At 31.4% G+C, this 12,206-nt stretch carries 7 protein-coding genes and 2 pseudogenes; 2 read left to right on the forward strand and 7 right to left on the reverse strand.

From position 1 onward, the window contains the following. Nucleotides 1-67: 67 nt before the first annotated feature. The 7 genes and pseudogenes from cmk to JK145_RS03010 all read right to left on the reverse strand — a co-directional run. Nucleotides 68-766, reverse strand: a complete 699-nt coding sequence (gene cmk / locus JK145_RS02470; protein WP_220665301.1) for a (d)CMP kinase — start codon at nucleotides 764-766, stop codon at nucleotides 68-70. A gap of 38 nt (nucleotides 767-804) precedes the next feature. After that, the gene (gene aroA, locus JK145_RS02475) at nucleotides 805-2,121 is read right to left on the reverse strand and encodes a 3-phosphoshikimate 1-carboxyvinyltransferase (protein WP_220665302.1); all 1,317 of its coding nucleotides are present in this window, start codon (nucleotides 2,119-2,121) and stop codon (nucleotides 805-807) included. Between the two features lie 92 nt (nucleotides 2,122-2,213). Then, nucleotides 2,214-3,299, reverse strand: a complete 1,086-nt coding sequence (serC, locus tag JK145_RS02480; protein WP_220665303.1) for a 3-phosphoserine/phosphohydroxythreonine transaminase — start codon at nucleotides 3,297-3,299, stop codon at nucleotides 2,214-2,216. A 923-nt stretch (nucleotides 3,300-4,222) separates the two neighbouring features. Further along, on the reverse strand, nucleotides 4,223-5,539 hold the full coding sequence (gene serS / locus JK145_RS02485; RefSeq protein ID WP_220665304.1) for a serine--tRNA ligase: 1,317 nt from the start codon (nucleotides 5,537-5,539) through the stop codon (nucleotides 4,223-4,225). 83 nt (nucleotides 5,540-5,622) lie between these two features. Then, a complete protein-coding gene (gene lolA / locus JK145_RS02490) occupies nucleotides 5,623-6,243 on the reverse strand; it encodes an outer membrane lipoprotein chaperone LolA (RefSeq protein ID WP_220665305.1) in 621 nt (206 codons plus the stop codon). A gap of 414 nt (nucleotides 6,244-6,657) precedes the next feature. After that, a pseudogene (locus JK145_RS03005) lies at nucleotides 6,658-7,854 on the reverse strand (DNA translocase FtsK); the annotation flags it as partial. 915 nt (nucleotides 7,855-8,769) lie between these two features. Continuing rightward, nucleotides 8,770-9,261, reverse strand: a pseudogene (locus tag JK145_RS03010) (DNA translocase FtsK 4TM domain-containing protein); the annotation flags it as partial. A 975-nt stretch (nucleotides 9,262-10,236) separates the two neighbouring features. Here JK145_RS03010 and trxB point away from each other — a divergent pair. Together trxB and infA are read left to right on the forward strand one after the other, a co-directional pair. Further along, a complete protein-coding gene (gene trxB / locus JK145_RS02500) occupies nucleotides 10,237-11,184 on the forward strand; it encodes a thioredoxin-disulfide reductase (protein WP_220665306.1) in 948 nt (315 codons plus the stop codon). A gap of 516 nt (nucleotides 11,185-11,700) precedes the next feature. Next, nucleotides 11,701-11,919, forward strand: a complete 219-nt coding sequence (infA, locus tag JK145_RS02505; RefSeq protein ID WP_220665307.1) for a translation initiation factor IF-1 — start codon at nucleotides 11,701-11,703, stop codon at nucleotides 11,917-11,919. The last annotated feature ends 287 nt before the right edge of the window (nucleotides 11,920-12,206 follow it).

The following is a 12,206-nucleotide window of genomic DNA, read 5'->3' on the forward strand; positions in this document are numbered from 1 at the left end:
ATTTTTCTTATAGTAAATTTTCGATAATTTGATTATATTTTTAGCATTGGTTTATTGGTGATCCTGTTTATTTTTCATCATATAAGTCCAGAGCCTGGCTAATGTATTCTAGCGCTTTTTTTGTTACTTCATCAATAGTTAGATTAGTAGAATCAAGAACTACAGCATCAACTGCTGGAATTAATGGTGCTATAGTGCGCTTACTATCTCGATAATCTCGTTTTTCTATTTCAAATAGAACATCGTTAAAATTAACATTAAAGCCTTTTTTTTGCAACTGTTGCGTACGACGCTTTGCTCTATCTTCTAATGAAGCATCAAGAAAAATTTTTAATGATGCATCTGGAAACACAATAGTACCCATGTCCCTTCCATCAGCAATTAATCCTGGTATAATACGGAATTTTTTTTGGTATTGTAATAGCGCTTTTCGCACTCGTGGAAATACAGCTATTTTTGACGCAATATTTCCAACAGCTTCATTATAAATGATTTTATCAATCTTTTTTCCTTCTAAAAGGATGCTGAATTTTCCTTGTTCATTTTTGAAATGAACGTTAAGATATGCAGCAAGAGAAGCTATTCTTGCTTCATTATTTACAGTTATATCTACTTGATGACGTATAGTAATTAGTGCTAATGTCCGATAAATCGCGCCTGAATCCAAAAAATTCCATTGTAATTCTGCTGCTAACGCTTTAGAAAGAGTTCCTTTTCCTGAACCACTTGGCCCGTCAACAGTGACTACTGGAGTTATAAAGATCATTATTTTTACCTTGAAAGTAAAACTTAGATTTTTTATATTTAAGAATCAAGTTCAATTTGAGTAGTTGCGATTGATGTAGTTAATGTTGCTAACTTAACAAAAAAATCCGGAAAGGTTTTATGTGTACATTGCGGATTAAGAATGGTTACGGGAATATCGGACATTGCTATTAGTGAAAAAGACATTGCCATGCGATGATCATTATATGTTTGAATACGAGCAGTGACTAATTTAGCAGGAGGCGTTACTGATATATAATCCCTTCCTTCGTATACGATTGCACCTACTTTTCTTAGCTCTTTAGCCATCGCTGTTAATCGATTTGTTTCTTTTACTCGCCAGTTAGCAATGTTACGTATCATAGTAGTTCCACCTTTAGCAAATAAAGCAGTAACTGCAACAGTCATAGCTGCATCAGGTATATGGTTCATATCCATATTAATCGCGTTCAACTCAGATCGACTACATTCAATGTAATTTTTTCCAAAACGGATTATTGCACCCATTTTTTCTAAGATTTTAGCAAAGTAAATATCACCTTGTATACTAGATTGATCTACTCCTATCACACGTACAGTACCACCACGAATTGCCGCGGCTGCCAAAAAATATGAAGCACTGGAGGCATCTCCTTCTATTAAATAATTGCCAGGAGACTGATATATTTTCCCACCGGGGATATAATATATCTTATGATTATCGTGTGGTATTTCAACACCAAAATTTCTCATTAATGAAAGAGTAATATCGACATAAGGACGAGAAACTAATTTTCCTAAAACGAAGATACGTCCGCTTTTTTTTGCCATTGGAGCCATCATTAGTAGTGCGGTAAGGAATTGACTGGAAATGCTGCCATCGATAGTAATATCTCCACCTTGATACCCTCCTAACAAACGGATTGGAGGATAATGATTTTTTTTAATATACTCAATACGAGCCATTCCCTGACGTAATGCATCAATTAAATGTCCAATAGGACGCTCTTTCATGCGAGGTTCTCCTGTCAAAATGATATCTTGCTTTCGTAGTGAAAGCGCGGCAGTTAACGAACGCATAGCAGTGCCTGCATTACCAAGAAATAAAGTAGGCTTTGATTTTGAAAATAAAGGACCACCTAAGCCATCAATTTCACAATTACGATGATTTTTTGATAAGCGATAGTTTACACCAAGTTGACTAAGCGCCTTTAACATATAACGAATGTCATCGCTATTGGAAAGATTTTTCAGACACGTAGTACCTTGTGCCTGTGCCGCCAATAATAAAGCACGATTAGATATACTCTTAGAACCAGGCAAATCAATGGCACCATTAACGAATTTAATTGCATTTAAGGTTAAAGTGCTCTTCATATGTGTATGAAATAGCGCATACTATTTATTGGCTTCCTTTTATTTTTTGTTATTTCAACAATGCATTCTAAGATCTAAAATTATCCTAGTATTTAACCATAGCGACGAGAAAATCTAAGCATAAAATTTACCAACGCTTGCACACCTTTGATCGGCATAGCGTTATACAAAGAAGCACGCATGCCCCCTACCACTCGGTGTCCATTTAGTGCTCGCAATCCAGATGCTAGTGACTCTTTTAAAAAGAGCTTGTTTAATCTACTATCTTTCAATTGAAATGGAACATTCATGCAGGAACGGTTTGAATGTGCAATGGTATTACGATAGAAATCATTTTCATCGATACTACGATATAATAAAGCAGCTTTAGCTCGATTTCGTTTCTCCATCTCCACTAAACCGCCTTGAGATTTTAACCATTTGAACACTAGTCCAGATAAGTACCAAGCAAATGTTGGAGGCGTATTAAACATAGATTTATTTTTAGTTAAAATATCATAATTAAACACAGACGGAAGTTGTTTCATTGAACGATCAAGTAAATCTTTGCGTATAATAACTAATGTAAGACCAGATGGTCCAATATTTTTTTGTGCACTAGCGTAGATTACGCCAAAATGATTAACATTCAGTGGGCGTGATAAAATTGCGGAAGAAAAATCTGCTACCACTACTCGATCTTTGAAATGTGGTAATTCATCAATGGACAAACCATCAATTGTTTCATTCGGACAGTAGTGTACGTAAGCGCTATTTGATGACAATGTCCATTCATCCATTGATTTAACCGCGCGACAACCATCTATCTCGGTGGTAATATCAGTTACTTGAGGATAGCAATATTTTTGAGCCTCTTTTATTGCACTACGTGACCAATAACCTCCACTAATATAATCAGCACAAGTAAATTGGCCTAATAAATTCATCGGCACTGCAGAGAACTGCGCACGTGCACCGCCTTGGCAAAATAAAACTTCATAATTATCAGGAATTGTTAGCAATTCTCGTAGATCCTGCTCAGAAGACTGAGCTACTTCAAGAAACTCTTCACTACGATGACTTATTTCCATAACTGATGCACCAAGACCATGCCAATTACATAATTCTTGTTTTGCCTTATGTAATACTTCAGTAGGAATCATCGCTGGACCTGAACTAAAATTAAATACTGGATTCATTAAAGTTCCACCATGACCTGTATTAAAGATAATCAAAAATTATGAAAGATAATAATCTTATACAAAAATAAAATTTGCATTAAAAAATCTTAACTGAGAAAACTTAACTACTATTGATAGTAATATTATCTGGTGTATTATCGTAATAGTACTCGAATCGAAATAAAACTATTATATTTTAACGATAAATGCAGAAAACGTAGCTCAAAAACTTCCAATTGTTAGATAAGTTTGAAGCTATATTCGTTGTACCAGTTTTAAATTTATTGTTTTGATTATTTAATAATTAGAAAAAATCAAATTTTTGTTAGAGGCGAAAATTTTTATTTAAAAACAGAAGATAGTCAATAGTTATATGATGGACTAAATAACATTTCAGCTTCGATTTACAATCTTGTATCAAAATTTATTGGAATACTTTCAATAGTAAGTTGAAACCTTTTTAAGTAGACAATTGATATTTTATCGCAATATATCATTGATCTAATCAATTAGATTCTAATTGATTAGATCAATGATAACTAATTTCCCTAAATTTAAGAACCTAAAACATTAGTAATGTATATTCTAAATAAAGAATTTGATAATTATTTTTATTTGGAAATTTCTATTTCTATAGAATAGAGTGAATATGTAAAGCTTCTTTCTTTTTTTTAAGATTCTTCTTAATGTGTTTAATAAGGTGAAATGTTTTAGAAGATTTGATGAGCATTCAGTGACTACTGACTAATAAAAAATAATTATTCCACTCCAGCTACTAATTGTTGTACTTTTTACAAAGTAACCACTTATTTTTGCTTCAGTATATAGAAGATTAACTTTTAATGTCTCTTAAACTTTACTACTTGAAATTTATTAAAGTAATAGTGAAATACAGATTTATAACCTATATGAGAAAAAAGATAGAAAGGCTTTTTATTGTGTTAAAATAATTTTTCACAACAAATATATGTCATTCCTTTCATATACGAACGAAGCGCTACTGGTACAACAACACGTCCATCAGCTAGTTGCTGATTTTCTAGAATCGCTGCTAATGTACGACTAATTGCAAGTCCAGATCCATTTAATGTATGTATTAGTCTTAGTTTTTTGTCTTTTTTACTTCGATAACGAGCATGAATTCTTCTAGCCTGAAAATTACCAATATTAGAACATGAAGAAACTTCGCGATAGGTATTTTGAGCTGGAAACCAAACTTCTAAATCATATGTTTTGCATGACGAAAAACTCATATCACCAGCACATAGTAGTATTTTTCGATATGGAAGTTGTAAAATCTGTAGGACTTTTTCAGCATGATTGGTCATTTCTTCTAGAGCTTGCATTGATTGTTGTGGTGTTACTATCTGGACCATTTCAACTTTTTCAAATTGATGTAGCCGAATTAGACCTTTGGTGTCTCTTCCATAAGAACCAGCTTCAGAACGAAAACATGGAGTATGAGCAGTCATTTTTATAGGTAATGCATCTTCTTCGATTATTTTGTTGCGCATCAGATTAACCAATGGTACTTCTGCAGTTGGAATCAGTGCATATAAATTTTTATTTATTTTTTCTTCTTTGTGGTTAAATGACGAAGTAAAGAATAATTCTTCAGAAAATCTCGGTAATTGTCCAGTTCCATAGAGTGAATTTTTATTAACCAAATAAGGTAAATAGTGTTCTTCATAACCATGCTTCTCAGTGTGAAGATCCAGCATAAATTGAATTAAAGCACGATGTAAATGGGCTATTTGACCACGTATTACTACAAATCGAGTACCGGTTAATTTTGCCGCAGAAGGAAAATCAATTTCTCCAGCAATTTCTCCTATCTCTAGATGATCACGGACGGGAAAGTTTTGTTTATTTGTATCTCCCCAACGCATTACTTCTAAATTGTCTTTTTCATCTTGTCCGTTGGGTACTTCATCGTCTGGAATATTAGGCAACGAAAGCATATAGTCAATAATTTCGTGTTGCAAAGTGGAAGCTTCTATTTTTATAGACTTTAAACGTTTGCATAATTGCTTAACTTCCTGTCGGAGTGACTCAATATTTTCTCCTCGAAATTTTGCAACACCTATTATTTTAGAACGAGCGTTTCGTTCTGCTTGTAAAATTTCAGTTTTTGATTGAAGAACCTTACGACGCTCTTCTTTTTGGCGAAAAGTTTTTATATCTAAATTAAATTTTCTTCTAGCCAATTTTTTTGCAACCATTTCAAGTGCATTACGCAGTAAATTTGGATCAAGCATATAATGTCCTTGTATACAAAGCGATATGATAATTATTTTTTAGTTTCTCCTTGGAGATTTTTGAGCCAGTTTTTAATCGCTATTCAGCGTTGATCGTCTAATATTACACCTTTAGGTATAATAAAATGAAATTCTGTGTCTTTAATCTGGCTGTTTTTTTGATTTATTATTTCAATAATGTTTTGCTGTCCGTTTTTTTCTATGAGAGAAAAATTAGTAATGATTCCTCTAATAGAGATTGTGATTTTAATTTTTTTTAAATCTATACGGTTAGATTTTGGGATCAAATAAAAATTATCATCTTTTTTTTTTATATTGTACTGATACAAGTTAGTAGTGTCACCTATTATTAATAAGTATGGTACATGAACGGAAACATCCTCTAACCAATTAGCTGTTACTTGTTCAATAAATGGATTATAAAACCAAAGAGTTTTACCATCAGATATTAATATAGTTTCATCAGGAATAGTTGTATGCCAAATAAATAAATTAGGTCGTTTTATCGTTAAAACTCCTACACTCTTTTGTAAACAATTCCCTTCAGTATCAATTATTTTTTGAGTGAATTCGGCACGAAAACTATGAATTTGATTTAGACGACTTTGAAAAATTTTAGCATCATTGGTATACGCCAATGTTTTCGACAAAAACGAAATAAATACAAAAATGAATGAAAAAATAATTTTTAATTGTTTTTTCATCTCTATTCCTCCTAATAGCGAACTTACAAATTATTGCAATGTTCTACTTAAAGAGAACTATTATGGAATAGATAACATTAAAAACTTTCTCAAAGAATTCTAAAAACTAAATTTAAGTTAATTGATTCTTCTTTAAGAAGAAAGAAAAACTCTTCTCTTAAAGAAGAAAATAAACCCATGTATTACTAAATCTAACTAAAATATTCACCAAAAAGTTTTTAAGAGAATTAATTATGCAGTTTTATTGGCTCAATAATTTTTTCTTAAAAGAGAAAAATATGTAACTAAGTACAATTAGAAAATCTCCTTCTTATAAAAGAAGGAAATTAGTTTTATTTTTTAATCAGCAAATTGAATTGTTTTATTTTAATATTGAAATATCATTAATCATCTAATATTAAATTATGAAGTTTTACGGGACTTCCAGTCTTGTACAACTGCAAGTACTTCTTCATCATGTACAAACGCACCATGTACACGCAAAGGTAATGAAGAGTTAGAGGCTAAATAAAGCATATCTCCCTCACCAAGTAATGACTCAGCACCAATTTGATCAAGAATAGTACGAGAATCAATTTTGCTAGAAACGGTAAAAGAAATTCGTGTTGGGATATTAGCCTTGATAAGTCCAGTGATAACATTTACTGAAGGACGCTGGGTTGCAAGCACTAAATGAATGCCCGCTGCTCTTGCTTTTTGTGCTAAACGAACAATTAGTTCTTCTACTTTTTTTTTAATCACCATAACTAAATCTGAAAACTCATCTATTATCACCACGATATAAGGTAGTCTTTCCAAAAGAGGATACATTTCTGTTGTATTGTCATTTTTTTTCCAGAAAGAATTTGATAATGATTTTTTTTCTATTTTTGCATGTTGGATGTATTCATTAAAATTAACTAAATTCCGTACTCCAAGTGCTGACATTAATTTATAGCGCCGTTCCATTTCAATAATGCACCAATGTAATACATCAACAGCACACTTTGTATTGGTGATAACTTCTGTTAACAAATGAGGAATTCCTTTATATAGAGATAACTCCAACATTTTTGGATCGATCATGACAAGACGTACTTCTTTTGGAGTTGCTTTATAGAGTATGCTCATAAGCATAGCATTAATTCCTACTGATTTTCCAGATCCAGTTGTTCCTGCTATTAATAAATGTGGCATTTTTTCCAAATCAGCTATTACAGGTTGGCCACTAATATCTTTACCAAGAACTAAAGTTAGTGGAGATCTATTTTTACGAAAAACGTCACATTCAATTACCTCACGTAAATAAACTATTTGTCGTTTTTCATTAGGTAATTCTAAACCTATGTAAGGCTTACCAGGAATCGCTTCTATCACTCGAACCGATGCAACTGATAAAGCGCGTGCTAAATCAACGGACAAATTAGAAATCTGCACGGCTTTTATGCCAGGAGCTGGATCTAATTCAAATCGAGTAACAACTGGCCCTACAGAAACATTAACAACTTTTGCCTTAATACGATAATCAGCTAGTCGAGTTTCTATAAGATGCGTTATTTGTGTCAGTAATGCCGTGTTAAGCGATTCCTTTTCTTTCTTCTTCGGTTTCAGAAGAAGATCCACGGATGGTAGTTCTTGTGAAGATCTTTTGATAGGTTTTCTTTTCCTTTGGTAAGGAATTAGAAAAGAACGATTATACATTGGTAATTTTTTTTTTGTATATAAAGCAGCGTCACTTTCATTAGAAATGTTCTGTTGTGGAAATTCCTCTTGACTAGAAATTTTTTCTATTATAGTAAATGATTTATCTTGTTGTTTTATTTTCTTGCTTAGCGGAGAGTGCATAGATTTTGATAAGGAACCAATCGGAGGAAAGTCTACATTATATTGATCGTCATTATCGTTTTTTAGGTACCATAGTCGTGGATAAATTTTAACTTTACACGAAATGGCCCTGAATTTTATTCTGGTAAAAATGAACCCCTGTTTGGAAGAAGTTTCTTCTAATTTAGAATCTATTTTAATTGCTAGATTGGGATAGTCTTTCCTAGAAAAAAAAAATCGCATAAAATTTTTTATTGTTTGAATGTAACTCTTAGTATTAGATGCCATTTGTCTAGTAGTTTTTTTAGCTCTAATGCTTTCTTGTATTTTATTGAGACCACAAAAAGTTATTAAGTTCGCAGCGTTATTTATATGTTGATTATTTTTCACAAAACCTTTTCTTGTCAAGGAGGGTAACCATTTCTGACGCGGAAGAGTATATATCTTCAAGGAAGAAGCTGCATTATCTGAAAAAGTATTTTTATCGTTAAATACCTTTGTTGGATGAATTCTGAACAAACTATGATTAATATAATTGGTATTTTTGAAGAAAAAGGACGATGAACTTATATGTTTTTGTTGATAGGTCTTTAGAAGATTTTGATTATATATCACAGCCCTATTAACTATAGAGCATCGTAAAGAATTTTTTCGCTTATGACTAAAGAAAAAAGTTATGCAATTAATTGCAATTATTCCAGCTGTTCTTTTAATTATTAACCACACTCTCTTAGAGAAGAGAATTAGTCCAAATACCCAGATACATAAAAAAACTGTGGTAGCCTCAGCGTTATTATGTTTTAAAAGCATAGTATTGCTTAATAAGCTTCCAATTAATCCTCCACTGAAAAAAAAAGGATTATTAACATGCAATGCAAATATCCCACAAGAACTAAACAGTAACATTATACTTCCAAGTAATTGGAGTACACATCTACTAAATAGATATGCAAAATTTCTATTTATTTTCATAATAAAAACATTCCAAAAGAAAAATATCGCAATAAGCGGTATCATGTAGGACAAAGTCCCAAAATAAAAAAATAAAGATTTGGCAATAACTGTTCCTATTTCAATGTAAAAATTGAGGACAGAATTATTATGATTATAAAGATAAATGTTTGGTGGACTTTTCTGATCAGAAATAGTAATAGAATTAATCAAAGCTATCATCAAACAAATTGAAAATACACTTAAAAAAATCAATACGACCACAAAAAATCTATTACTAAGTACTTTGTAAAAGTTGTCTTTACGATTCAAAAGTTTCTCTATATTGCAGTTATAACGAATAACTTATAAGAATATGTCATTCTGTTTGACAGAAGTTATGTTGTTGATTTTATAGCCATGCGACTACTTTATATATTTAATGGTATTTTGATCTTTAACAATACATAAATTTTCAGAAAAATTCTTTCTTAAAGAGAAGAAATAATAGCACATGACTAAAAAAAGCGAACCTATGTAGTGAACTTTACTATATGCTTTTATGATTGACCCAAATTCTGAAACACGTTAATTTTAAAATTTAGCATTGCATTAATTTCTTTAAGTATAAGCTAAATTAGCCAAAAGATACCACTTTGGTCCTTAATTGTATAATTATTAGCCTTCGATTAGCTTCCAAGTTTCCTAATTAAGAAAGAGCTCAGTTCGTTGTGATAAAACCTTCTGAACTGCTTGTTATAAATATTTTTCAGTTTGAGGTTGTTTTAAAAAGTCCGAATTATTTATATTTATCAATAAATTATTGTTTTTTCGATATATCATGATTAGCTTATAAGTACAAGCTTTCAAGCAAATACATATCGTGCGATTCTTACAAAGTTCTCCTCTTTTAAAAGGGTTTCCACAAATATTTTATATTATGATATATTTCATATATCTTAATAAGATCCCCCATTGGAAGAAGCAAATTGAAAAATAGTACTAAATATCTAAATAGTCAAATGAAATAATATGATTTAACTTCAAATTTTTTCGCTGCGTAGCTTAGAAAGCTCCATTTCAAATATATATAAAAAATACGTAGCACATTTTATTTCTTGGCGTATTGAAGGTAATTAAATTATTTAATTAAAAATTTTTCGCACATTTACAATTTTGCTAAACATTTCAGTTTTTGAGTCAATCTTTTGATCATAAAACATATATCAGAACAAACAAAAAAACGGATACATACTAAAAATGAATCAACATAGTAAGCTGTTGATACTTGGATCGGGCCCAGCTGGTTGTACTGCTGCAATTTACGCTGCACGTGCAAATTTGAATCCGGTATTAATTACTGGCGTAGTAAAAGGTGGTCAATTAACAATGACTGATAAAGTAGAAAACTGGCCAGGCGATCCAGATGGATTAAGTGGTCCATTACTAATGGACCGCATGTTGACTCATGCCAAAAAGTTTAATACGAAGATTATTTCTGATCAGATTATTCAAGCTAATCTTCGAGTTTATCCGTTTCGTCTTGTTGGTGAAATTGGCACATATACTTGCGATGCTCTAATTATTGCTACTGGTGCCTCAGCACGTTATCTTGGGCTTCCATCTGAGGAAGCTTATAAAGGAAAAGGGATTTCGGTTTGTGCAACTTGTGATGGGCTATTTTATCATAGCGAAAAAGTTGCAGTAGTTGGTGGCGGAAATACTGCAGTTGAAGAAGCGTTATATTTGGCTAATATAGCTAAAGAAGTGCATTTAATTCATCGTCGTAGTACTTTTCGTTCAGAAAAAATCCTTATTAGAAGAATGATGGATAAAGTTAATAGTGGCAAAATTATCTTGCATACTAATTCTACTGTGGAAGAAGTGTTAGGAAACAAAAAAAATGTTACTGGAGTCCTCCTTAAAGGAGGAGCTAAAAACATTTATACAAGATTGGAAGTTGCTGGAATATTTATTGCCATTGGACACAGTCCAAATAGTAAGATTTTTAAAAATCAATTAGTAATGAAAAATGGTTATTTATGCATACATTCTGGCATTAACGGAAATGTAACTGCTACTTCAGTTTCAGGTGTCTTTGCAGCGGGTGATGTAACCGATTGGCATTATCGTCAGGCGGTTACTTCCGCTGGAAGCGGTTGTATGGCAGCAATTGACGCAGAAAAATATCTCGATAGCCGATCTTAAGTATCGGAAAGATTTATCTTTAGTTTATTCTCTAAAGTAAAGATCGAAGCCCGATTAAAAAAAACTTATTTACAGTATTGCAAGCTGTAAAGTTATTAGTTGCATAAAACTTTTCGAAGAAAAAAGCTTTTTGTTCGTATAAAAAGGTTTAATATGGTGGGTGTGTGATCTGTTCAAAAAGTTAGTAAAGATGGTATGTTATTTTTTTAAATTCAAATTCAATAAATAAATATTTAATAAATTTATTTATTGATTACTAGATTTCTTCTAACAAAGAAATCATGTGCATTGCACCATCTAAGCAAGTAAATTTTAAAAAAGAAATAACCCGTGTTATAGTGTTTTACTGTTTGTTTTTGATTTAATTTAACTGAATAGTTTTTCGATTGCTAGTTTTATTTTCATCATAGAGTTAAAAAAATAATAATGCAATTATTTTTTATTACATTGAAATTATTTAAGTTATTTAGTAAAATGCTATGCCAATGCTAGATTGCGTTTACGTTTGAGGAAGAAATGGCTAAAGAAGACAACATCGAAATGCAAGGAGTTGTGTTAGATACACTGCCTAACACTATGTTTCGAGTAGAGTTAGAAAATGGACACACGGTCACTGCACATATCTCTGGTAAAATGCGAAAAAACTATATTCGTATCTTAACTGGAGATAAAGTTACTATAGAAATGACTCCATATGATCTAAGTAAAGGTCGTATTATTTTTAGAGGTCGATAATCAATTGGAACGCTATAAATAGCTTTATTAGTAATTTTTAATTAGTCATGTACCTTAGATGTTCATTGACATAACGAAACATTCGTTTTTTGTTTATGCGAGAGTTGATTACTAATTAAATCGTAAAAAAGTTAATATTAACGGCTATTAAGCAATAAACATCAGACTAATTTTTTTAATTCACTAAAAAAATACGTTTTTATATATAAAAAAACGAGTATTAATTGCAAGTTTTTTCATTAAATTTTTTGTAACTTTTTCCTTTCGTGTAAAAGTGGACGAAATTC

The organism is Sodalis sp. CWE (assembly GCF_019646055.1).
Lineage (GTDB): Bacteria > Pseudomonadota > Gammaproteobacteria > Enterobacterales > Enterobacteriaceae > CWE.

Coding starts and splice junctions, on each gene's coding strand:
- cmk (WP_220665301.1), bottom strand. CDS start 766: ATGATCTTTATAACTCCAGTAGTCACTGTTGACGGGCCAAGTGGTTCA.
- infA (WP_220665307.1), top strand. CDS start 11,701: ATGGCTAAAGAAGACAACATCGAAATGCAAGGAGTTGTGTTAGATACA.
- serC (WP_220665303.1), bottom strand. CDS start 3,299: ATGAATCCAGTATTTAATTTTAGTTCAGGTCCAGCGATGATTCCTACT.
- lolA (WP_220665305.1), bottom strand. CDS start 6,243: ATGAAAAAACAATTAAAAATTATTTTTTCATTCATTTTTGTATTTATT.
- aroA (WP_220665302.1), bottom strand. CDS start 2,121: ATGAAGAGCACTTTAACCTTAAATGCAATTAAATTCGTTAATGGTGCC.
- trxB (WP_220665306.1), top strand. CDS start 10,237: ATGAATCAACATAGTAAGCTGTTGATACTTGGATCGGGCCCAGCTGGT.
- serS (WP_220665304.1), bottom strand. CDS start 5,539: ATGCTTGATCCAAATTTACTGCGTAATGCACTTGAAATGGTTGCAAAA.